Consider the following 22,799-nt stretch of genomic DNA (forward strand, 5'->3'; position numbering starts at 1 on the left):
TTTAATTTGTTGGAATAACGAGTTGAATAATTAATCCTCCTTTAGGATTTTTTTCAAAATTAATATCTCCTCCTATCATCTCCATACGGTTTTCCGTATTAAAGATGCCTGTACCTTTTCTATTTTTCAGATCATTTATCCCTACTCCGTTATCTGTATATTTTATGCTTAAAGAATTTTTATCTTTTTCAAATTTCAGAACCACCAGTTTTGCTCGGCTGTGTTTTTTCATATTCACTAAAAGCTCTCGTAAAATATAATATAGCTCCAGCTGTATATTGTGAGAAATATTTTCCCAGATAGCATCTGTGTAACCAACAGTCAAAACTTTTTGTTCGGGTGACGAATAAGAAGAAATCATATTGCTGAAGCGTGATGAGAAATCTTTTTCTACACTATTTTCATTGGCAATATCTCTCGATTCTTCATACATTTTTTCGATATCGTTTAGAATTCTTACTTTGTTTATATCAGGGTTATTTTGAACGTCTATCATCATGTGATAGAGCCCGTTAGCAACAACATCATGCACTTTTTTGGAGTATTTGAGTTCTGTGCTTTTTACTTCGAGTTCTTTTTCCTTTTCCTTTTCCTGTCTTATATTTTCCTTTCTTTTTTCGTTCCAGAAGTATCCCAAAAACAAGGTAAAGGTTAAAATTCCTAAGCCAAAGCTTAGATAAATTATATTAATTTTATTTTCAGCATCTTCAAGCTTTAAATTTTTGTTCTCAGCATCTTTCTGTTCTACATCATATCTTATTACTGCAAATTGGCTCTTATGTTGGTTTCTTGAAGTTTGTACATTTTCATTTATAGAATCAAGCTTTTCAAAATTTTGCAGATAATTATCAGGATCTAACGAAATTATTCTTTTCAATGCGGTTATTTGATCGTCGGAACTCTTATTCTGCGATGCTTCTTTCAACATTTTTTTTGCATATTCTAACGACATTTTTTTGTCTTTATCTAAATAATAACTAGACAGTGTTTCATAACTTGAGTTTAGACCAGTTCCGTCATTAATTTTTTTTCTAATAGCCAATGCTTTATTAAATTCAGACAAAGGATTATAATTTTTATCATCAAGGTATTTAACTTTTGCATAATTATTTAATGCTCTGGAATAGTTATTAACACTATCTGCAAGAATTGCTTTCGTTAAATATTTTTTAGCTAAACTGATTTTCCCCTGAGTTATCAATGCATCACCAATATTATTATAGCAGATATATTTAGCTTCATTATTATCTGCAATCTGAATAGCTTTTTTGTAGTAGATAATCGCACTATCATAATTTCTAAGGCTATTAAAAGCAGTAGCAATGTTGTTATAGTTAGAAGTCAGTATTCTTTTAGCAATAATACCTTGTTCATTTTCAAGAAATTTATTAGTCTCTAATGATGTTTCAATAGAACCATAAAAATCTCCTTTATCATTTTGTATAATTGCCATATTTACTAAAGCTCTTGCTGTACCAAGAGAATCATTTTTTCCTAAAAAATCATTTTTAGATAAGTTGAAATAATAAAAAGCGGAATCAGAACTATTATTATTTTTAAATAAAACTGCTCTATCAAAATATTCATTCGTAGGAGGTTTATCATCAATACTCATTTCTTTTTTACAAGAAAATGCTATAAATAAAATAATTAATAGTATGTATTTCATAGAGTTAGTTTTGGTTGCAAGGTAAGAAAAAGGCAGATTATACAATCTGCCCTTTTAAATATTATGGACGAGGAGGTGTAAATGGAGGAGGAATTTGTCCTGTATTTCCACCTACCGGACCACCTGTTCCGTCATCAGGATCTGTTCCGCTTCCCGGATCGAATCCCGTTCCGCCACCAGAATCTTGCGTTGTGACGGTACCGCCGTTGTTATTGCATGTTGTATTTCCGTTATTGTTGCCGAATGCTAAACCTAGTAGCATTAAAAGTAATTGTATCATTTTGTCAAAAAATTTATTGTTAAAGCATTCGTGTTCTTCCCTGCGAAACTGATCGCAGACAGTGTTACACGTTTAAAAAAAATTGAAGCGCTTCTAAATTTTTTGGGAAGTAAACCTTCAAAAACGGAAGAGAAACATCTGCTTCCCAACCCGGAGTTTTCTTCCGTTTTCTTAGGTGATTTTGAAATCAGTTTGTAAATTTGTTTTTTGTAATTGTTTGTTTGTCACTGATTTCTTTAGCAAATTTGCGATAAACGGTGACACAGGTGTTAGACAAAACATAGACATCGATGGACAATAAATGGACGGGATTTGATTACGGAAAACCGTAATGAAGTATGGTTAGAAATCACCTATTTTGTAATACTCTTAAAAACTAATTATGTCCAATAGAAAACTACTGATTCATGAAGTATTTAAAAAAATTAAATCTAAATCTGAAAAGGATACAAAGAACGGATGGGCAACAGATCTTTCTGATGATATTGAAAGAAAGTTAGGTTTTATAATATCTGTGAAAACACTTTCTAGATACCATGATTCATTTATTACTGGAATAAAAGAAGAAACAGGTATTGAAACTTTAATTTTGAATAAATTGAGTGTGTATTTGGGATATAAAGATTTTGCAGATTTTTCCAGAACTTTTGTCAAAAAAAATGACGATGCTAATAAAACAACAGTAAAAATAAGTGTCGATCAGGATGAAGAATCTTTAACTGAAAAACTTTCTAATATCATTATCAATATTACCAACGAGCAATATTTCAAGATGCCGGAATTTATGAAACAGAATGGTTTCGGAATGGTAGAAGTTGCTTTCGTATTACTACTTCTTACAGGGAATTATACTTTTTCTAAACAACAAAATAAAGAAAACCCTTCTGTGCTTTCTTTATTAGGCGAATCTGCGAAAGAAAAGAAATGTATGTACTGGGATAAGGTAGAATATAAAATCACAGATTGTGAAGACGATCGACCTAATCTTGATTTAACACCAGCGGATGCTTATTTAATTAAATATTTTAAAAAAATCACAAGAAAAGATACTTTGACTGTTGAGAATGCGGTAGGAAATACATGGTATTCTAAATATAATGGAGTAGTTGAGTTTTTCACGCTGGATGGTGAAGATCCAGATAACGGAAGAGAATTGCGAAGCTCCACTGCTTACATTATTGAAAAGTATACAGGAATTCAGGAAGAGTAAAAACAAAAAAGCGAAGATTTCTCTCCGCTTTGTATTTATTCTGAATCTGTCAACATTCCCAATTCTCCGAAATGCTTTTTGAATTTTTGAATTTTTGGACCAACTACCGCACTGCAGTAAGGTTGGTTAGGATTCACATTGTAATATCCTTGTTGATACTGTTCTGCCGGCCAGAATTTTTCAAATGGCACCAATTCTGTTACGTATTTTCCTGACCATTTTCCTGAAGCTTCAGATTCTTTGATAGAATTTTCTGCTCTTTGTTTTTCGGTATCGTCTTTATAGAAAATCACTGAACGGTATTGCGTTCCGATGTCATTCCCTTGTCTGTTGAGCTGGGTAGGATCGTGTAAGAAGAAAAATACATCCATCAACTGATCATAAGAGATAATTGCCGGATCATAAGTAATTTGTACAACTTCTGCATGCCCTGTTTCTCCAGTACAGATTTCTTCATAAGTCGGATTATCTTTATGACCACCAGAATACCCTGAGATTGCAGATTCTACACCTTTTAACATATTAAAACAGCTTTCTACACACCAGAAACAACCGCCACCGAAAGTGATGGTCTGTAAATTATTTTTATCCATTTTCTATTGATTTTTTGTTCATATAGTTTCTTTGCAGACGTATTGCAGCTCGCTTAAAAACTGTTTCAAAAGTAAGAAAAAATTGAGCCAAAACTGATGTTAGAAAAGATCTAAACACAAATTACGATGATAGATTTAGCAAATAATCTGAAATTAATTTTCAATAGAATTGTTAAACAAAAAAGCATTCCCAAAAGAGAATGCCTGATATTTTATATTTCTGAATTTATTTTTCCCAAACTAAAGCACTTGCTCCTAAAATAGCTGCATCCGCTTCGTCTAATTCACTGAAAACCAATCTTACTTTATTTCTGAAAATCGGAAGAAGATTTCTTTCCATGTGAAGTTTGGCTGGTTTAAGGATAAAATCTCCTGCTTTGATGACACCTCCGAATAATAAAATAGCTTCAGGAGATGAGAACATCACAAAATTAGCTAAAGCTTCACCTAATTTCTGACCCGTATATCTGAAAACTTCAATGGCTACAGGGTCGCCTTTTAAAGCACATTCATGCACGGTTTTGGAATTGATCGCATCTTCAGGATATTGATTCAGCATAGAATCCGGAAACTCTGCTCTCATTTTCTTTGCTGTGATTGTTATTCCTGTTGCAGATGCATAAGATTCAAGACTTCCCTCAGAACCTGTACTCCAGTGTTTTCTGCCGCCTGGCTTTACAATGGTATGTCCCAATTCTCCGGCAAAACCATCGTGACCGTAAATTAAATAACCACCAGAAACAATTCCGCTTCCTACCCCTGTTCCCAAAGTAATCATGATAAAATCTTTCATACCTCTTGCAGCACCGTACATCATTTCGCCAAGCGCAGCAGCATTGGCATCGTTGGTCATTTTACAAGGCAGACCGAATTTTTCAGTCATCAGATTCGCAAACTGAATGACTCCTTTCCATGGAAGATTGGGCGCCTGCTCGATCGTACCGCTGTAATAATTGGCATTTGGTGCTCCAACACCAATTCCTTCAATTATATTTCCTACTCCATGCTCATCAATTAATGGCTGGATTTTCTCATGAAGAGCATCAATAAATGCTTCAGGAGTGGCATATTCATCGGTGGAAATTGAGCCTTTGGTTAAAATTTGACCTCTGTGATTAACGAGTCCAAATTTTGTATTTGTACCTCCAATATCGATACCTAATGCAACCTGTTTTGACAAATCTACTACTGACATTTTCTTATTGTATAATTTCGAAGCAATAAATTTATAAAAAAGATTGTATTAATAGTGGGTTAACTAAAATTTTATTAAAAATAATCAGACAGGTTTTTTAGTTTTCTTTCTTCGCCCCCACCAAATCATAAAGCCCGTAACCGGAAGTGAAGCGCAAATAATGCTGACAATAAATGCAATAATTTTTGTAGGTAAACCTAAAATAGATCCTACATGAACATCATAGTTAGCTGCAACAGCTTTTTCACCCAGGTCTTTATCTTCATGGTCATGAGTATGCAGAAGCTCACCCGAGTTTTCATCAAAAATAAGGCTGCTGTTTTTGTGATATGAATAAGAAAGATGTTTTACGAAAATAGAAAAATTAGGATGCTCATGATCGTCCATGTGAGGATGTCCCAAATCTACTGAAAAGCCGTAAGAATTTGGATATTTGGTCTGAACCGTATTGATTACTTTATCTAAAGTTGTTTCTGTACGTGCTTCTATCGGAGCTTTTGTAGTGATGTGTGAAAAATCAGGGAAGACGGTATTTCCTCCTGAAAAAACCACATACATCATCGCCTGAATAACAAAAAAGGCATAAAACAAACCGGTTATCGAAAAAATCAGCGCAAAAATAGAACCATAAAAACCAAGAATATTATGAAGATCGTAGTTTTTTCGTTTCCAGCTTTTGATGTTTTTCCACCTGAATGAAAAACGCTGTTTTCTGGCTGCTTTATTTTTGGGCCACCACAAAATAATCCCTGAAATCAACATAATGATAAAGATGATTACCGGAATCCCTACTACATATTTTCCCCATTCCTGCTTCAGTAAAAAACTCCAGTGGATCATTTTTACGATCTGAAAAAAGCCATTTTTCTCGTCATAAACTCTCAAAACTTTACCGTCATAAGGATTTACGTAAGCAACTTTATAAATGGGAAATTCATCAAAGTAATTCCAGGCTTCAGTGTTGTGCTCATACCAATAAAACTGGTAAGACATTTTCTTATCAATAGGAACGTTCACCCAATGGATTTTAAATTTCTCCTTTACCTGAGCATCGACAGATTTTTCTAAAACACGTATTGGAAGAACTTTTTTCTGAGCAATATTTTCTTCGCTGTGATAAATAACATCTTTTCTCGTGTAGTTTTCAATTTCATCTTTAAAGACATACAGTGCACCTGTCACTGAGACGATCAGTATGATCAAACCGATGGATAAACCGAACCAGAGATGCAGTTTACCAGTCCATTTTTTAAACTGACTCGGCTTTTTTTTATGGTGATGTTTTTTTCTCATGAAATACTAAGTTGTGCAAAAGATTTTTGATTCTTATTTAACTTAATCTGCCAAACTACTCACGTAATTTGGCAGATTGTTTTAATTATATCTAATTAAAATTTATAATTTAAACTCAAAGAAAGTGTTCTTAGCCTCTGAGGTGTTACCGTAGACCATCCTGAGAAGTATTTTTTATTAGCGATATTGTCTAACTTTAGTATGATGCTATATCTGTCTTCTGTGTAAGAAAGAGATGAGTTCATTATGATATAGCTAGGAAGGGGAAATGCACCGATATTACCTCTGTTAAGTGTATAAAATCTGCTTGCCGAATTACCTCCAAAGCCTATTCCGAAGTTTCTTAGAGAACCATCTTGTATCTTATATGTTCCCCAAAAGTTAATAAGGTTTTTTGGTCCTGAATCTTCTGTTCTGTTACCAGGATAACCTTCGTCTCCTTTTACAACATTACTGTCATTATAACTATAACCTGCAATGATATTCATTCCCGGGATTGGGCTACCCAAAACACTAACCTCAAAACCTTTGCTGTCAACTTCTCCGTTTTGAGAAACATTAAGTCCATTGCCCATTACCTTATTTTTTACATTAATGCTGTAATAACTCGCTGTAATTGCAAACTTGTCTCCTGCTAAATTCGCTTTCGTACCAACTTCCCATTGATTGGCATGTTCAGGATCAAAATAACGAAGTTCGCTGCTTAGAACATTTCCAAGGTTATCCGTAAGCTGTATTGTTGAAGGATCAACATTTCTAAATCCGTTCATATAATTTGCAAAAACGGATACTTTATCCAGAATTGGCTGATAAACCAAACCTAATTTTGGTGAAAATGTAGTTTGTCCTTTTGCATCATCAGTGGCATAAGCACTTGCTCTACCCGTAAAATGATCTACTCTAAGACTTAACATTGCAGATAAGTTTGGTAAAATATTGACAACGTCAGAAACGTAAGCACTATAAATTTTGGCTTCAGCATGACCTATTGTCTGCCCAGCTCCTCTTAATTCATAATCTACAGCAGATTTTGTTAATAAATCAGATTTTGTATCTGTTTGATCAACAATATTTACCACTCCATAGCCAATCCAACCGGTTCCGCCTTGAATAAAATCTCTTTGGAAATAATCTAAACCTACGAGTAATTTGTTTTTAATGCTTCCAAAATTAAAATTACCAACAAAATTTTGCTGAATTCCTGTTGTGTTGGTTTCACCTCCCACATCAGCTATGAATCTAGTAAAATCTTTTCCATTTGATTGATCATACAAATAATGATAGTAACCGTCTGTTTTGGAATTGCTTGTAGAAAAAATTGTCTTAGATGTCCAGTTATCAGAAATTTTATAGTTAGCAGATGCTTGAAGATTAAATGTTGAGTTTTTAATCGTTAAATCATCACTAGTATATGAATTTTTATAATTATTCTTAAAAACGTCGATTGAATTATAGGTAAGTGGAAGATTTCTATTTAAGAAAATCATCGGTGCGTTTGCAGACTCGCTGGTTTTGATTTCTGTATTTACATAAAATGTAAGCTTGTCATTGGCAATAAACTTAATGGAGGGAGCTACATAGAAAGATTCGCTAAAACCCGCATCCTGAAAAGTATTCTGTTTTTGGTAAGCAGCATTTACCCTTGCAAATAAGTTTTTACTTAGCGGAGCGTTGACATCTGCTGTTACTCTGTTTAAACCATAAGTTCCGTTGATATAATTTACTTCACCACCAAAATATTGATAAGGCTTTTTCGTGATTACATTAATAAGACCTCCGTAAGAAATTACACTTCCACCGTATAATGTTCCGGATGGTCCTTTGATAGCTTCAATGGTTTCAATTCCTGCAGGATCTAATGTTCCGTTGCTCAATGCGGGCATTCCGTTTATCAAACTTGGCTGCAGAGAAAAACCTCTCATCGTATAATATTCGCCTCCGTCATTTCCTCTTCCTGTAGATTCCCATAATCTGGCAATACCGGTAACGTTTTTCAATGCATCATTAAAGTTGGTGACAACTTGCTCCTTGATTACATTCTTATTGACGGTATTATAAACCTGTGGGTTTTCAATTTCTTTCAGAGGCATTTTGTTTACAGACTCCCTATCTCGAGTAATATATCCTTGTACAATAACTTCGTCAATGTTACTAGATTTAATAGTATCTTTTTCCTGTGCAACCGATAACATTGATCCTAAAACCGATGCACAAACCAATAGCTTTTTCATGAAAGAATTATTTTTTTTGCAAATATATTGTTTTTAATTATTCTAAATAAAACAATCTTGTGATTTTTATCATCTTTTTAATGAATATAAATTTTTCATAAAAAAAACCCTGCTTCAGAATCTGAAACAGGGTTTTAAACTTTTAAATTGTATTATGCAGGAATTTCTCCTCTGTATAAGAATGAAATAATTTCTTTATTCATTTTGTCTACCATTTCGCTGAACAAGTGGAATGATTCCTGTTTGTAAATAACCAATGGGTCTTTCTGCTCATAAACGGCTCCCTGAGAAGATTTTCTCAAGTCATCCATTTCACGAAGGTGAAGTTTCCAGTTTTCATCGATGATTGATAAAGTAATGTTCTTTTCAAAATCATTAATTAAGCTGTCACATTTTGAATCAAAAGCTTCTTTTAAATCTGTAACAATCGTTAATGTCTTAACGCCGTCTGAGAAAGGAACCTGAATCATTTTGAACATTGAACTCTGGTTTTGATACACATTCTCAATGATAGGGAATGATTTTTCTTTCAAAAGGTTCAATTTCATATCATAATCAGCCTGAGCAGCTTTGAAAAGAAGGTCAGTCAGTTCAGGAATTTGTTTTGATTTAAAATCATTTTCAGAAACCGGAGATTCCATTGTGAAATTTTTGATCACTTCAAATTCAAAATCTTTAAAATTTCCTGTCGCTTTGCCTTTTGCCACAATAGAGTTTGAGACATCAAAAATCATATTGGTGATATCATACTTCAAGTGATCTCCGAACAATGCGTTCTTTCTTCTCTTGTAAATTACGTCACGCTGCTTATTCATTACATCATCGTATTCAAGAAGTCTCTTTCTTGTTCCGAAGTTGTTTTCTTCTACTTTTTTCTGAGCTCTTTCGATAGATTTAGAAATCATAGAATGCTGAATCACTTCACCATCTTTATGACCCATTCTGTCCATCATTTTAGCAATTCTTTCAGAACCGAATAAACGCATCAAGTTATCTTCCAAAGAAACATAGAACTGAGAACTTCCGGGATCTCCCTGACGTCCTGCTCTACCTCTCAACTGTCTGTCAACACGTCTGGAATCATGCCTTTCTGTACCGATAATAGCTAAACCACCAGATTCTTTTACCTCTTTAGAAAGCTTAATATCGGTACCACGACCTGCCATGTTGGTTGCAATTGTCACAACTCCCGGCTGTCCTGCTCCGGCAACAATCTCCGCTTCTTTTTTGTGAAGCTTCGCATTCAATACCTGGTGTTGAATTTTTCTCAACTGAAGCGCTTTTGAAAGCAACTGCGAAATTTCAACAGAAGTTGTACCTACTAGTACAGGTCTTCCCGCTGATGTTAAATTTTCAATTTCTTCAATTACTGCATTGTATTTTTCTCTGTTGGTCTTGAAAACCAAATCCTGTTTGTCGTTTCTCTGAATCGGACGGTTGGTAGGAATGACCACAACGTCTAATTTATAAATCTGCCAAAGTTCTCCCGCTTCTGTTTCTGCTGTACCTGTCATCCCCGCAAGTTTGTTGTACATACGGAAATAGTTCTGAAGAGTCACCGTTGCAAAAGTCTGAGTAGCTGCTTCGATTTTTACGCTTTCTTTAGCTTCAATCGCCTGATGAAGACCGTCTGAATAACGTCTTCCTTCCATGATACGACCAGTTTGCTCATCAACGATTTTCACTTCACCGTCAATAACAACATATTCATCATCTTTTTCAAATAATGTGTACGCTTTTAATAGCTGGCTCATCGTGTGAACACGCTCAGATTTTTCAGCAAATTCAGAAAATAATTTTTCTTTAGCTTCAAACTCTTCTTCTTTAGATAAATTTTTAGCTTCAACCTCAGCGATTTCGGTTCCGATATCCGGAAGAACGAAGAAGTTATTATCTTCATTTCCCTGAGACATGTACTCAACACCTTTGTCGGTCAAATCAACCTGATTGTTTTTCTCTTCGATAACGAAGTACAAATCTTTATCTACAATCGGCATATCACGGTTGTTATCTGCCATGTATTGAGCTTCGGTTTTCTGAAGTAATGCTCTGTTTCCGCTTTCGGATAAAAATTTGATTAGCTGTCTGTTTTTCGGTAAACCTCGGTAAGCCTGAAGTAATTTGAATCCTCCTTCTTTAGTATTTCCTGCTGCAATTAATTTTTTAGCTTCATTAAAGATTGCAGAAACTGTTTTTTTCTGAACCTCAACAATTCTATCAATAGAAGGTTTCAGAACATCAAATTCTTGTCTGTCTCCCTGAGGAACCGGACCGGAAATAATCAATGGTGTTCTTGCGTCATCTACCAAAACAGAGTCAACCTCATCCACAATAGCAAAGTTGAGTTCTCTCTGTACCAGTTCTGAAGGTGAAGCCACCATGTTATCTCTCAGGTAATCAAAACCGAATTCGTTATTGGTACCGTAAGTAATATCTGAATTGTATGCTTTCCTTCTTCCGTCTGAGTTGGGTTGGTGATTATCAATACAATCGATAGACATCCCGTGGAACTGATACAATGGTCCCATCCACGCAGAGTCACGTTTCGCCAAATAATCATTCACTGTTACAACGTGTACCCCTCTTTCCGGAAGTGCATTTAAGTAAATAGGAAGTGTACCTACCAGTGTTTTACCCTCACCTGTTGCCATTTCGGCAATTTTACCGCTGTGAAGAATCACACCACCAATGAACTGAGTATCGTAATGTACCATATCCCATAAGATAGGAGTTCCGGCTGCATTCCATGAGTTTTTCCAAACTGCTTCGTTCCCCTGAATTTCAACGAAATCTTTAGTAGCCGCAAGTTCTTTGTCCCAGTCAGTGGCTGTCACACGGATTTCTCCGTTCTGAGCCCATCGTCTGGATGTTTCTTTGATTAATGCAAAAGCTTCGGGAAGAACCTGTAGAAGAACTTTTTCTTCAATTTCGTAAGATTCTTTTTTCAAAGTTTCTATTTTAGAGAAAAGAGCTTCTTTTTCATCAACATTTTTTGAGTTTTTGATCTGCTCTTTAATTTCTTCTATCTGAGTTGTAATTTTATTGGTCGCTTCTTTAATTTTAGATTTAAATTCAGCAGTTTTTTCTCTTAGACCATCATCAGACAATTCTCCAATGGCTGGTTCTACAGATTTGATTTTTGTTACAACTTTTTTTACTTCTTTCAGGTCTTGCGCTTTTTTGTCTCCCAAAAACCCTTTAAGAACTTTATTTAAAAAACTCATAGAATTTGTTTTAAGCTCAAAACCTCAGGCTTTAAGCGTATTAAAATTACACCGGTTGGTGTATATTATTTATTGAAAAAGCTTTAAGCATATTGCCTAAAGCCTGATGCTTTTGTTAATATTCGTCTTCGTTCCAAAGATAATCTTCGTCCGTAGGATAGTCACTCCAGATTTCATCGATTGCGTCGTATACTTCACCTTCGTCTTCAATTGCCTGAAGGTTTTCTACAACTTCCATCGGTGCACCAGTTCTTATTGCGTAGTCGATAAGTTCTGCCTTTGTCATCGGCCAAGGTGCGTCGCTTAGGTATGAAGCTAATTCTAATGTCCAGTACATAATTTATTATTTTTTGCAAAAGTATAAAAATAGGTTATATTATAAACTTTTTTTATGACTTGATTTTCAATTCTTTTATTAAATTTCGTCTATTTTTACCCCAAATGCTGTAATCAGCGTGAGTGAAGTAGATTGATGTCATTTTCTCAAAAACCATTCCACAAATATTTTTATGCCATTTTGGAAGTTTGTCGTTGGTTTGTAGCCAATTAAATTTCGGGCTTTTGTGATGTCAGCATTGGTTTTCTGAACATCTCCCAGCTGCATTGGCAGTAATTTTTTTACGGCAATTTTGTCAAGATTTTGTTCTATAGTTGACAGCATTTCAGATAAAATGATGACTTCATTTTCGCCCAAATTGATAATTTCATATACTTTTGAATTGTTTTCCAAATAAATAATTGATTTTACAATTCCATCTATAATATCATCAATGTAGGTGTAATCTCTTGCTGTATTTCCGTCACCGTAGAAAGGGATTTCCTTATTTTCTGAAATGAGTTTTGTGAATTTATGTATCGCCAGATCAGGTCTTTGCCTCGGTCCATATACTGTAAAAAACCTCAACTGAATCATATCAATATGATAAAGACTATGATAAACATGACCTAAAATTTCACCACATTTTTTTGTTGCTGCATAGGGCGAAATGGGCTTATCTACGTAATCTGCTTCAGAAAAAGGTATCTTTTCATTATTTCCGTATACACTTGATGATGAAGCGCAAACGAATTTTTTAATCCCGAATTGATTGCATAATTCCCAAAGATTCATCGTTCCCCGTACGTTGACTTCCTCGTATTCTAAAGGTCTCTCGATGGATGGTCGTACTCCTGCAAGTGCTGCCAAATGAATAATGAGATCAATCTGATGGTTTTTAAAGATTTCTTCTAAACCTTTTTTATCTCTGATATCCTGATAATATAAAGTGTAATGTTTTGATTTTGAAATAGAAACTAAATGTTCAATATCATTCTGTTTATCAGAAAATTTAAAATCAATGTTTTTTTCAAGAGAATCTAAAGTGTTTTTAATTTTCACCTGATAATCATAGAAATCATCAAAGTTGTCAATGTTTATGACAGAATGTCCTTGTTTTAATAATTCTTCCACCAAATGAGAACCAATAAATCCGCTTCCACCCGTAACGAGATACGTCATGCTTATGTTTTTAGATGACAAATTTATTAATAATAGTTGAAAACTGATTTCATACTTTTGTTTTAAAATAAATGAATGATTAATTTCCAGAAACTATTTGTTTTACCCAGAGAGGAAGATGAGCAATTTACATTTAACGAAATAGAGGAAGGAATTTATTTTCGAGGGCACAATCTATGGCTTTTGGTGATTTCTATGGGAATTGCATGTGTGGGTTTGAATATCAACAGTTCAGCTGCTGTCATTGGCGCAATGTTGATATCGCCTTTGATGGGACCAATCGTTGGTGCTGCTTTCGGGTTTTCTACAGGCAACAGGCACCTTATACGATTAGGTGTGATCAATTGGGTTCTGATGATTGTCGTAGCATTGTGTTCGTCAACGCTCTATTTTTTCGTTTCTCCCTTTCACTCAGAAACAGCACAGCTTGAAAGTTTTAAATCGGCAACAATTTTTGACTGCTTTCTGGCAATTTTAGGCGGTTTCGCATGGTTTCTGGGAATTGTAAGAAAAGAAGCTATTAAAGTAATAGCGGGCGTTGCGGTTTCCACGGCTTGTATTCCTCCGCTTTGTACGGCAGGTTTCGGAATTGCAAACGGAAATTGGGACTATTTTTGGGGTGGCTTTTATTTTTATCTTATCAATTGTTTTTTCATTGGTGTGGGAACCTGGATTCTCAGCATCATCTTAGGATACCAGAAATATTATATTGAGAAAAACAAAATCAAAAACCGTAAAATCTCTTTATTCATCAGTTTAATCTCTGCCGTTATTTTAATCCCAAGCATTTTGCTTACCAAGAAAAAATGGGAAAAAGAAAAACTGAGAGAACGATCTGAAAAGTATATCAACAATATAAAAGTCAATCATCCTGAACTGGCCATTATCAATTACGAAACATTTGAAGATAAAGAAAAAGATTTTCTGAAAATCACACTACTCAATGACAGTATGACGATCAGTAAGGAAAGATTAAATGAACATGATACTCTCGTCAAAGATATTCATCTGATCTGGAAATACGCTCCAAGGCAACAGAATGTACAGACTCCAGAGATAAAAAATCTTCAGGCACAGATTTCGGTTTTAAAGAACGAAATAGACCAAATAAAATCTCAAAAGAATAATAAATGATCTTAAAATTTTATATTTACTAAAAGTTTTCAATTATGCAGTTTCAAGGGCAAGTTTTAAAAATGACGAGTTTCAATGATCAACCCATTCAATATTATCTAAACCTTTCAGGAGATTTAATACACATGAATGAATTATTGGGAAAAGAACTGAGCATAAAACATACAGGTTATCAATGTGTAAACTGCGGATTAAACAAAACAATTTATCGAATGGGATTTTGCAAAAGCTGTTTCTTTGAAAGTCCCTATGCAAGTGACACCATCATTCGTCCTGAACTTTCTACAGCACATTTAGGAATTGGTGAGCGTGATCTTGATGTAGAGAAGCAGATCCAATTGCAACCGCATACTGTATATCTGGCTTATACCGGCGATGTGAAAGTGGGTGTGACAAGAAATACACAGATTCCGACAAGATGGATTGACCAAGGCGCAACATTTGCACTACCAATTGCCAGAACCGAAAACCGCTACGAAGCCGGAATGATTGAAGTTGCCCTAAAAGAGCATCTTGCAGATAAAACCAACTGGAGAAAAATGCTTCAGGACGATTTTGAAGATGACGTTGATTTGGCAGATTTTCAACAGAAAATAAAAGAATATTTTCCTGATGATTTCCAAAAGTTTTATTCTGAAGGAGAAAATATGTGGAAGTTTGATTACCCCTATTCAAAACCGGAAAAAGTGAATTCATTTACTCTTGATAAAAATCCTGAATTTACAGGAAAGCTTACAGGAATTAAGGGTCAGTATTTAGCTTTTGAAGGTGGAAATTTTATGAATGTGAGAGGGCATGAAGGATATGTGATTGAGTTACAAATTATATAAAGATGAAAAAAATCATTTTTTTCCTATCTGTGTTCTTAATTTCTTGTAATTCTAGTTCTCAGAAAATATCTAAAAACGAAATTGATTATATAGAAAAGGATAAAGAGACTGGTTTTTTCAGAGTACACAATAAAAATGGAAAATATGGTTTTATTGATAAAGACAGTATTATACAAATTCCTTTTGAATATGACTTTATAAACCCTTTTGATGATAACCTTTTAGCATACACAAAAAATAATGGAAAAGAATTTTACATCAACACAAAAGGGGAGATAATTATTCCTCCAGATTATGGAAACCTAGATCTTTTCTCAGAAGGGCTATTAAGTGTGAAGAAAAATGGAAAATATGGCTTTTTAGATACCAAAGGTAGAGTAGCTATTCCTTTTGATTTCGATGGGACCGGTTTTTTTTGTCAGGGATTATGTAGTGTTTCTAAGAACAATAAATATGGTTTTATAAATAAACTCGGCGAAATAGTAATCCCAATAAGCTATGAGTCTATAGGAAACTCTCATGCAGATGATATTGTCATTGCCTCTCAAAAAGGGAAGTGGGGATTTTTTAATAGTAAAGGAAATCAAATTTCAGATTTCGTGTTTGATAAAGTTTTTAGCGGATATAATTTAAATATAAAACCTCCATCAAATTTAAGTGAAGTAACAACCTATTTTAAAAATGGAGCCGTCTTAGTTCTTAGGGATAAAAAATACGAATTCCTTAACGAAAAAATAAAACCCGCATTTCCTGATAATAAATTTGATTCGGCATCTGTTTTTGACACCTACCAAAATGCAATTGTTAAAAAAAATGGTAAATATGGAATGATAAAATCTAATGGTGAAGCACGAGTACCCATAGAACATGATTATGTAGATTATTCTGATTCAAATCACAATTCTTCGGAATATTACAATGCGAGAAAAGGTAAGATATATTCTATTTATAATAGGGATTTAAAAAAATTAGGAGACTCTTATGAACCAGTTTACAATGATTTTTCTATTAACACCCCATTTTTGATTTTTAAAAATCTTGAAAACAAATACGGAATGGTTGCTTCCACCGGGGAGGAAATTATCCCTTTTGATTTTGATGAAATTTACAAAATTGAAGGCACTGATCTTCTCTCAGTTTCTCAAAAGAAGAAATTCGGCATCATTGATAATAAAGGACAAATTAGAATCCCTATTGAATACAAAGAAATATATACGCTATATGATAAATTTGATGATGAGGAACTCATTAAAAAGAACTTATTTATTGCAGATAATAAAGTAATAAATATTAATAATCAAGTATTAATAGATGGATATAATACGGTAACGCCGATATTTAATAATCATAATTATCTTATCGTTTCCAAAAACAAAAAATTCGGAATTATAGATGTCAACAAAAAGGTAATTCTTCCCTTAGAGTACAACGAAATTTCGAACTGGACAGAATATGGTCCAAAACACTCAAAATTTATTGTGAAAAATGGAAAGACGGGTTTTATTGACCACGAAACTTTTAAAGTCACCATTCCTCCAGTTTATGATAAGTTTATGTACATCCGTGGCTTAATTTTCGCTATGAAGAACAACAAAGCAGGTATTATGAATGAGGAAGGGGAAGTATTATGTGATTTTATTTATGACGAGATTTATCCTAATTTAAGTGACTTCCATCTTTATAGCAATAAAGAACCAAGAATTTACGCAAAAAAAGGCTATTCTTATTTTCAGATTACTGAAAACGGAAAGGTTTTAAAATCAAATCTCACAAAGAAATTTGTCATTGATAATTCTGAAATTCCAGTTATGCAGAAGGAACAAATTCCTGAATATCCTTTGCCTCCAAAAAAATAAAATAATGCATTTTCAATAAAATTAAACAATGAAAAAACCTTGGGTTAAAAAGCTTCTGATAGGTCTTGGAATTTTGTTCGGGCTTATTCTGATTGTCAACTTAGCGATCAATATCTGGCTGAAAACCCAGCTCCCTGATTATATTAAAAAAAACACCGATTATAGAGTTTCTTACAAATCTTTGAATGTTGATCTGGCAACAGGCAATATCCAGGCGTATGGTATTACCGTTAATAATAAAAATCCGCAGAACATTAATGTTATCGGGCTTCAGGGGACTATTGACACCTTAAAAATAAGCCGTTTCGGGATTTATGATGCCATTTTTAATAAGGTGATTGCTTCAAATGATCTGCTTTTAGCCCATCCTAATCTCAATATAATTTTAGCCAAGCCGATTAATAAAAAAACAGGCAAGAAGCACAATCCTGTTAGCTTTGAAAACATCAGGATCAATAAAGGCACCATCAATATTTTTAAGCATACTAAACAAAGATTTTTAGGGGTTACCGATTTGGATCTGTATGTGGAAAATCTTCAAATGACAGAGAAATCTGTGGAAGATCAGCTTCCAGTAGTTTTTGATCAGTACAGCATCAAAGGAAAAGATTTTTTCTATCAGCCCGACAAGGTATATACCCTGAAAATTAACAGAATAACAACCAAAAACGGCCAGATGTCGGTGGAGGATTTCCGGTTAACGCCGTTGGTCGATTTTGATCTGTTTAAAAAATTATATCCGAAAAAACCTCAATTATACCAGTTTAAAATTCAGAAGATGGATTTTAAAGACGTTGTTCTTAAGAAAAATAAGATATCACTTGCCAATGCGACTTTCCAAAATCCTGATATTTTAGTGTATACCACCAATGCAATTCCTGACAAGCTGAAAAAACCTTTTAATTTTGAGTTGAACCTGGATGATATTAAGCTTAATAATGCAAGCATTCAGGTTAATAAACCGGATGGGAAGAAGCTTTTATCCGCCAGACAAGTCAATTTAAATATTGATCACTTTGAATTCGACAAAGAAATCTCCAAGGAAATCATTCCGGTGAAATACAAAGATTTCAGTTTTTCCGGAAAAGATATTCAATATTATAATCACCAGGATATTCATATTGGAAGTATGGCTATAAGTCCGAAAAAAGGGAACATACAAAATGTGTCGATAGTTCCTAACGGTTCTGTTTCAGATAAAACGACGATGAATCTTACGGCGCAACAGATTGCTTTTAATATCAATACATGGGAAATTGTAGATAAAAAACTTAATCTTGATGTAAAAGATGTTCTGGTAAATGAAGTTAATGGAACAATAACAGCAGGATCGATTAAAAAACCAAATAAGAAAGCAGATTTCAACGGAATTCAGTTTCCTGTTCTTGTAAGAAATGTTACGCTTAAAAATTCAAATATTACGTATGATAAAGAAAGTCAGCCTTTATCTTTTAATGATCTTAATGCTACGATAAAAAACATTGAACTAACTAAAAACCAAAAGAATGGTGGATTGGCTGTTGGCATAAAAGATTACCAGCTGACGACAAAGAATTTTGCGTACAAAACCAAGTTTTATCACATGACCGGCGGAATGTTGGCATTCGATAAAAATAAAATCAGGATTGATCAGTTTGCGATGAAGCCTCTTGTTTCCAGAGCGCAGTTTATTAAAATGATTCCGGTTGAAAGCGATTTGTATGATCTGAAAGCCGTACAGATAACAGCCGGTGGAAATTGGGATCTGTTTTCAGAGAATAAATTTATCCATGCAACCAATATGACAATTTTATCTGCCAACGCCAATATTTTCAGAAGTAAAGTTCCGGCAGATGACCCGAAAGAAAAGCCCTTATATTCAAGACTATTAAGATCGATTAAAATTCCGATGTTTGTAGATCAGCTTCAACTAAAAAATTCGGTTTTAGAATATGAGGAAGATACCCCAAAAAGCAGCGGACCTGGGAAACTGACCTTTACAAACTTCAACATGAGTGTAAAAAACCTGAATTCTGCTAAGATGAAAGGAAAACCTACGCAGGTTGATATAAAAATCGACTGTACTTTCATGAAAACTTCACCGCTTTCTGTCAATTGGGGATTTAATACCGCAGATCAAAATGACCGTTTTACGATTGCAGGAAAGCTGAGCAATATTCCGGCTGTCGCACTGAATTCTTTTGTGGTGCCTTATTTAAGTGTTTCTGCAACAGGAACAATTCAGGAGATGTTGTTTAATTTTAAAGGAAATCCTAAAGGTATTGGTGGAACTTTTAATATTAAACATCAAGACCTGAAAGTTTCAATTTTAGATAAAGACAGCAAAGAAAAAAAAGGGGTTCTAAGTGCTGTGGTGAATATTTTTGTTAAGTCAGATTCAGGAAAATTTCCGGAGTCGGTGGTCGTAGAAGATGTTGAAAGAGATCCTACCAAATCTTTCTTTAACCTATTTTGGAAAGGAATCGAAAACGGATTAAAGAAAACCCTGATTGGAATAGATATTGACACAACTAAAAAGGCCGTTGAAAATACGAAGAATACCGTAAAAGATGTAAAAAACACTGTAAAAGATGTGAAAAATTCTGTACAGGAAGCAGAAAAAGACATTTCTAAAGCGGTCTCTCCCGATGAAAAAAAGGAGAAAAAAGGTTTTCTTAAAAAAGTATTTCAGAAAAAAGAAAAACCCAAAACTGAGTAGCTTTAGGTTTGTTTATAATATATTTTAATTAATATTCGTCACTTTCATTAATCGGTATATCCCGTAAAAAAGCATCAAATTCTTGACCCGGATAATTGCTTTCGGCACCATACGAATCAATGATAATTCCTTTATTTCCTTCATGATCTTCCAGAAGGTACAATACCGCATTGTCATCAGGATTACTTGGTCCTTCAAAACGGTAAGTTTTCAAAATCGTCAGTTCATTGGGCTGATAAACTTTGTCTGAATCTTCATACTTCATCTCGCAAGATTCATGCATCCTGAATTCTCTGTCAATTCCTCTTTTCCGCAATGTTTCCATAACCTGGCTCAGTGTCGTCATTTGGTCGATGTTTCCTAAATTATCCATAATAATATTTTTTTAAGTAAGTACAATTATTAAACCATAATGAGATCTGTAATATTATAAGGAAGAGGAGTATAGTGTACGATAGATTAACAAAAATTATCATTTCCCCAATTAAAAAAGGTATACTATTTGCTTCATCAAATTACAAAATTGTACTAGATATGAAAAAAGAAGTAGGAGTTTTACTGGCAGGAGGAGTTGGTCTTTTGGCGGTGCTTGGCTTTTTAGGAGTAAAAAAGATACTGAGTAAAAAAAATCAGAAATATTCCGACTATTATTCTGATCATCACAGACATTTCGATAAAAATTTGAATGACGATGATCATGGTATCGAATATTATGCATTCAAATAAAAGGTAGTAAGAAATATAATTTTTAAAAACCGGTATCCAAAATTTTTGGTATCGGTTTTTTTTGTGGAAAACCTCTGTGTTAAAATTTCTTATTTTCAGAACAAAGGTCTATAACTTTACATCATTATGCAGAACGAAAACATCATAAAAGGACAAGGTGCTCAGCGAAATGTAATCAACCGTTTCGACAGATTTACCTTTGAACCCGAAGATGAAGATTTCGAAACTTTAAAAATATCCTTCACCGAAGTTTTCCCGAAAAGCATTGTGAATCAGGTAAAAAGCGAAGATTTGCCGATACAGTATTCTATGAATCCTTATCAGGGTTGTGAACACGGCTGTTCCTATTGTTTTGCCAGACCGACGCACGAATATTGGGGATACAGTGCAGGAATTGACTTTGAAAGAAAAATCATGGTTAAGAAAAACGCTCCGGAATTACTGGAAAAATTTTTCAGAAAAAGAGGCTATAAACCGGAACCCATTTTACTCTCCGGAAATACCGACTGTTATCAACCCGCAGAAAGACAATTTGAGATTACCCGACAACTTTTACAAGTCTGTCTTGATTACAGACACCCCGTTAATGTTTTGACAAAAAATGCTTTGGTGCTTCGTGATTTGGATATATTAAAATCACTTGCCGAACAGAATTTGGTTTCTGTTTCATTAAGCATCCCGACTATCAACGAAGATCTGAGAAGAAAAATGGAACCCAGAACAAGCACTTCAAAAAACAAACTGAAGGCAGTGGAAGTTCTTTCTGAAAATAAAATTCCGGTCAATGTAATGGTTGCTCCCATTATTCCCGGATTAAACAGTGACGAACCTTTGGCTATTTTAAAAGCTGTTTCAGATGCCGGAGCCGGAAGTTTCGGATATACTTTGGTAAGATTAAACGACACCGTAGAACCTGTTTTTATAAAGTGGATTGAAAATGCTTTTCCCGACAGGGCTCAAAAAGTTTTAAACCTTATTCGATCAATGCGTGGAGGAAAACTGGGTGATAAAAGAATTTTTGAAAGACAGCAAGGCGAAGGAAATATTGCAGAAATGATTCACAATACTTTTAAAATCGGCAGAAAGAAATATTTTGAAGGAAAAGAGTTTCCGAAACTTTCTACGGATGGCTTTACCGGAACAAGAGAACAACAGCTGAAGTTGTTTTAAATAAAAAAACCGCTCCAATACAGGAACGGTTCATTTCATTTTTGATAATTTCTTTACATTGAATCATCAGGACATTTAAAATCATCACTGCAGGTTGCACAAACCACAACGCCATTGCAATAATACATACAGAAATACATGTTCTGGAGATGTTTTGATTCCCCCTGCTCCGGTAATTGATTTTAACTGCTCTTTGTTAAGTTTTTTTAAATTTTTCATAACGTTTTGTTTTAAAATTTGATGGTTTAGTAAAGATAATTAAAAAATCAATAGAATTCTTTTTTTTAAAATTTGTTTTAAGTTTTTTTTGATTTAATGTATTACGTTTGAGTAAAAATGCTGTTTCATTTTGTAGTACCTCAATAAGAAATCATACATAATCGTCTCAAATAATCTTTGATTGGACACAAAGAGTCTGTTAATATTCATGTGAAATATGCTTTGAAAAAAACTTTGTAAAGAAACTTCCAAAGATTGGTTTTGGTGATGATGAAGAATATTTTGTAATTCAGAATTGCATTCTTCAACATGAATAATTATTGAATTTCTTTCATCCGAAAACTCATCCGATTGCAAGAAGTTCATTAGTTTTGGTCTAAATTCTCTGTATTTTTTGTCTAATTGACTGTTGAGATTTTTATCGGCATTAAATTCTTCTTTGAATGCGTCATTAAAATTTTTGATCCATCTAAGTTTTTCATGAATCTTAATATCAAGCTTATTCAACATTTCATTAATATAAAAAATACTGAACATCAACTTATCTTCATCGTCGTATGGTAAACACAGCAAAGTAAATTCACTGTTTTTGTGAAATAATGTTTCAGCTTCATCTATGGTGTTTTGTCCATAACGTTCAATTTCCCTGCTATAAGTTTCGATTGAAATATTTGAGATTTCTCCGCTGTCAACAAATTCTTGAAGTTCATTTGTTATTTTATTGAGAACTCTGTAATCTTCAGAATTATTAAGACAAAATCTTATTCTTAGATGTGGTTTTGGGTCATGATAGCGAATGAAAAACCATTTTGAGATATCATTATTTGTCTGTAAATATTCGGCTACGGATTTTATAGCTTCATCCAGAATAATATCTGCTGTTTTAATTCCTGTGTAAACTTTCAGATAAAGCCATTCATCTCCTGGTTTAAACTTTCTTTTGTTCATTATTTAACTTTGTTTTTTTGCCAAT

At 33.9% G+C, this 22,799-nt stretch carries 19 protein-coding genes; 7 read left to right on the top strand and 12 right to left on the bottom strand.

Annotated elements, in window-relative coordinates:
* Window position 1: 1 nt before the first annotated feature.
* Window positions 2–1,669 (bottom strand): tetratricopeptide repeat-containing sensor histidine kinase, encoded by a 1,668-nt coding sequence (locus ACZZ9T_RS03370; RefSeq protein ID WP_463440916.1) that lies wholly within the window; start codon window positions 1,667–1,669, stop codon window positions 2–4.
* A gap of 61 nt (window positions 1,670–1,730) precedes the next feature.
* On the bottom strand, window positions 1,731–1,949 hold the full coding sequence (locus ACZZ9T_RS03375) for a hypothetical protein (RefSeq protein WP_463440917.1): 219 nt from the start codon (window positions 1,947–1,949) through the stop codon (window positions 1,731–1,733).
* Between the two features lie 382 nt (window positions 1,950–2,331).
* Between ACZZ9T_RS03375 and ACZZ9T_RS03380 the strand changes: the two genes are divergently transcribed.
* Window positions 2,332–3,159, top strand: a complete 828-nt coding sequence (locus ACZZ9T_RS03380) for a hypothetical protein (RefSeq protein ID WP_463440918.1) — start codon at window positions 2,332–2,334, stop codon at window positions 3,157–3,159.
* A 35-nt stretch (window positions 3,160–3,194) separates the two neighbouring features.
* Here ACZZ9T_RS03380 and msrA read toward each other — a convergent pair whose 3' ends face one another.
* The 7 genes from msrA to ACZZ9T_RS03415 form a co-directional block, all read right to left on the bottom strand.
* On the bottom strand, window positions 3,195–3,752 hold the full coding sequence (gene msrA / locus ACZZ9T_RS03385; protein WP_463440919.1) for a peptide-methionine (S)-S-oxide reductase MsrA: 558 nt from the start codon (window positions 3,750–3,752) through the stop codon (window positions 3,195–3,197).
* A 226-nt stretch (window positions 3,753–3,978) separates the two neighbouring features.
* Window positions 3,979–4,947 carry an ROK family protein gene (locus tag ACZZ9T_RS03390; protein ID WP_463440920.1) on the bottom strand — a complete coding sequence of 323 codons (969 nt, stop codon included), beginning with the start codon at window positions 4,945–4,947 and terminating at the stop codon, window positions 3,979–3,981.
* An 84-nt stretch (window positions 4,948–5,031) separates the two neighbouring features.
* Window positions 5,032–6,240, bottom strand: a complete 1,209-nt coding sequence (locus ACZZ9T_RS03395; protein WP_463440921.1) for a PepSY-associated TM helix domain-containing protein — start codon at window positions 6,238–6,240, stop codon at window positions 5,032–5,034.
* A gap of 95 nt (window positions 6,241–6,335) precedes the next feature.
* The gene (locus tag ACZZ9T_RS03400) at window positions 6,336–8,471 is read right to left on the bottom strand and encodes a TonB-dependent siderophore receptor (protein WP_463440922.1); all 2,136 of its coding nucleotides are present in this window, start codon (window positions 8,469–8,471) and stop codon (window positions 6,336–6,338) included.
* 152 nt (window positions 8,472–8,623) lie between these two features.
* A complete protein-coding gene (gene secA, locus ACZZ9T_RS03405) occupies window positions 8,624–11,695 on the bottom strand; it encodes a preprotein translocase subunit SecA (protein WP_463440923.1) in 3,072 nt (1,023 codons plus the stop codon).
* 115 nt (window positions 11,696–11,810) lie between these two features.
* Window positions 11,811–12,032 (bottom strand): DUF2795 domain-containing protein, encoded by a 222-nt coding sequence (locus tag ACZZ9T_RS03410; RefSeq protein WP_034709134.1) that lies wholly within the window; start codon window positions 12,030–12,032, stop codon window positions 11,811–11,813.
* Between the two features lie 138 nt (window positions 12,033–12,170).
* Entirely contained in the window at window positions 12,171–13,193 is a 1,023-nt protein-coding gene (locus tag ACZZ9T_RS03415; RefSeq protein WP_463440924.1) for a GDP-mannose 4,6-dehydratase, read from the bottom strand.
* A gap of 75 nt (window positions 13,194–13,268) precedes the next feature.
* Between ACZZ9T_RS03415 and ACZZ9T_RS03420 the strand changes: the two genes are divergently transcribed.
* The 4 genes from ACZZ9T_RS03420 to ACZZ9T_RS03435 are packed head-to-tail and all read left to right on the top strand — an operon-like array spanning window position 13,269 to window position 19,711.
* Window positions 13,269–14,327: a DUF389 domain-containing protein gene (locus tag ACZZ9T_RS03420; RefSeq protein ID WP_463440925.1), complete on the top strand. Its 1,059-nt coding sequence runs from the start codon at window positions 13,269–13,271 to the stop codon at window positions 14,325–14,327.
* Between the two features lie 35 nt (window positions 14,328–14,362).
* Complete coding sequence (locus ACZZ9T_RS03425; protein WP_463440926.1) at window positions 14,363–15,157, top strand: DUF2797 domain-containing protein; 795 nt, start codon at window positions 14,363–14,365, stop codon at window positions 15,155–15,157.
* A 2-nt stretch (window positions 15,158–15,159) separates the two neighbouring features.
* Window positions 15,160–17,013 (top strand): WG repeat-containing protein, encoded by a 1,854-nt coding sequence (locus ACZZ9T_RS03430; RefSeq protein ID WP_463440927.1) that lies wholly within the window; start codon window positions 15,160–15,162, stop codon window positions 17,011–17,013.
* A gap of 28 nt (window positions 17,014–17,041) precedes the next feature.
* Complete coding sequence (locus tag ACZZ9T_RS03435; RefSeq protein ID WP_463440928.1) at window positions 17,042–19,711, top strand: hypothetical protein; 2,670 nt, start codon at window positions 17,042–17,044, stop codon at window positions 19,709–19,711.
* Window positions 19,712–19,739: 28 nt separating this feature from the next.
* Here ACZZ9T_RS03435 and ACZZ9T_RS03440 read toward each other — a convergent pair whose 3' ends face one another.
* The gene (locus tag ACZZ9T_RS03440) at window positions 19,740–20,084 is read right to left on the bottom strand and encodes a hypothetical protein (RefSeq protein WP_463440929.1); all 345 of its coding nucleotides are present in this window, start codon (window positions 20,082–20,084) and stop codon (window positions 19,740–19,742) included.
* A 161-nt stretch (window positions 20,085–20,245) separates the two neighbouring features.
* On the opposite strand from ACZZ9T_RS03440, the gene ACZZ9T_RS03445 reads away from it, so the two are divergent.
* Together ACZZ9T_RS03445 and ACZZ9T_RS03450 are read left to right on the top strand one after the other, a co-directional pair.
* A complete protein-coding gene (locus ACZZ9T_RS03445) occupies window positions 20,246–20,437 on the top strand; it encodes a hypothetical protein (protein ID WP_463429999.1) in 192 nt (63 codons plus the stop codon).
* Window positions 20,438–20,563: 126 nt separating this feature from the next.
* Window positions 20,564–21,607, top strand: coding sequence for a PA0069 family radical SAM protein (locus ACZZ9T_RS03450; RefSeq protein ID WP_463440930.1), 1,044 nt, complete (start codon window positions 20,564–20,566; stop codon window positions 21,605–21,607).
* An 84-nt stretch (window positions 21,608–21,691) separates the two neighbouring features.
* On the opposite strand, the gene ACZZ9T_RS03455 is transcribed toward ACZZ9T_RS03450, so the two are convergent.
* On the bottom strand, window positions 21,692–21,826 hold the full coding sequence (locus ACZZ9T_RS03455) for a bacteriocin-like protein (RefSeq protein ID WP_463440931.1): 135 nt from the start codon (window positions 21,824–21,826) through the stop codon (window positions 21,692–21,694).
* A 93-nt stretch (window positions 21,827–21,919) separates the two neighbouring features.
* Entirely contained in the window at window positions 21,920–22,774 is an 855-nt protein-coding gene (locus ACZZ9T_RS03460; RefSeq protein WP_463440932.1) for a thiopeptide-type bacteriocin biosynthesis protein, read from the bottom strand.
* Window positions 22,775–22,799 lie beyond the last annotated feature (25 nt).

Source organism: Chryseobacterium sp. AC417 (assembly GCF_979258215.1).

Excerpts from the sequence above, each read along its gene's own strand:
- ACZZ9T_RS03370 (WP_463440916.1), bottom strand. The coding sequence starts at position 1,669 with ATGAAATACATACTATTAATTATTTTATTTATAGCATTTTCTTGTAAA.
- ACZZ9T_RS03375 (WP_463440917.1), bottom strand. The coding sequence starts at position 1,949 with ATGATACAATTACTTTTAATGCTACTAGGTTTAGCATTCGGCAACAAT.
- ACZZ9T_RS03380 (WP_463440918.1), top strand. The coding sequence starts at position 2,332 with ATGTCCAATAGAAAACTACTGATTCATGAAGTATTTAAAAAAATTAAA.
- msrA (WP_463440919.1), bottom strand. The coding sequence starts at position 3,752 with ATGGATAAAAATAATTTACAGACCATCACTTTCGGTGGCGGTTGTTTC.
- ACZZ9T_RS03390 (WP_463440920.1), bottom strand. The coding sequence starts at position 4,947 with ATGTCAGTAGTAGATTTGTCAAAACAGGTTGCATTAGGTATCGATATT.
- ACZZ9T_RS03395 (WP_463440921.1), bottom strand. The coding sequence starts at position 6,240 with ATGAGAAAAAAACATCACCATAAAAAAAAGCCGAGTCAGTTTAAAAAA.
- ACZZ9T_RS03400 (WP_463440922.1), bottom strand. The coding sequence starts at position 8,471 with ATGAAAAAGCTATTGGTTTGTGCATCGGTTTTAGGATCAATGTTATCG.
- secA (WP_463440923.1), bottom strand. The coding sequence starts at position 11,695 with ATGAGTTTTTTAAATAAAGTTCTTAAAGGGTTTTTGGGAGACAAAAAA.
- ACZZ9T_RS03410 (WP_034709134.1), bottom strand. The coding sequence starts at position 12,032 with ATGTACTGGACATTAGAATTAGCTTCATACCTAAGCGACGCACCTTGG.
- ACZZ9T_RS03415 (WP_463440924.1), bottom strand. The coding sequence starts at position 13,193 with ATGACGTATCTCGTTACGGGTGGAAGCGGATTTATTGGTTCTCATTTG.
- ACZZ9T_RS03420 (WP_463440925.1), top strand. The coding sequence starts at position 13,269 with ATGATTAATTTCCAGAAACTATTTGTTTTACCCAGAGAGGAAGATGAG.
- ACZZ9T_RS03425 (WP_463440926.1), top strand. The coding sequence starts at position 14,363 with ATGCAGTTTCAAGGGCAAGTTTTAAAAATGACGAGTTTCAATGATCAA.
- ACZZ9T_RS03430 (WP_463440927.1), top strand. The coding sequence starts at position 15,160 with ATGAAAAAAATCATTTTTTTCCTATCTGTGTTCTTAATTTCTTGTAAT.
- ACZZ9T_RS03435 (WP_463440928.1), top strand. The coding sequence starts at position 17,042 with ATGAAAAAACCTTGGGTTAAAAAGCTTCTGATAGGTCTTGGAATTTTG.
- ACZZ9T_RS03440 (WP_463440929.1), bottom strand. The coding sequence starts at position 20,084 with ATGGATAATTTAGGAAACATCGACCAAATGACGACACTGAGCCAGGTT.
- ACZZ9T_RS03445 (WP_463429999.1), top strand. The coding sequence starts at position 20,246 with ATGAAAAAAGAAGTAGGAGTTTTACTGGCAGGAGGAGTTGGTCTTTTG.
- ACZZ9T_RS03450 (WP_463440930.1), top strand. The coding sequence starts at position 20,564 with ATGCAGAACGAAAACATCATAAAAGGACAAGGTGCTCAGCGAAATGTA.
- ACZZ9T_RS03455 (WP_463440931.1), bottom strand. The coding sequence starts at position 21,826 with ATGAAAAATTTAAAAAAACTTAACAAAGAGCAGTTAAAATCAATTACC.
- ACZZ9T_RS03460 (WP_463440932.1), bottom strand. The coding sequence starts at position 22,774 with ATGAACAAAAGAAAGTTTAAACCAGGAGATGAATGGCTTTATCTGAAA.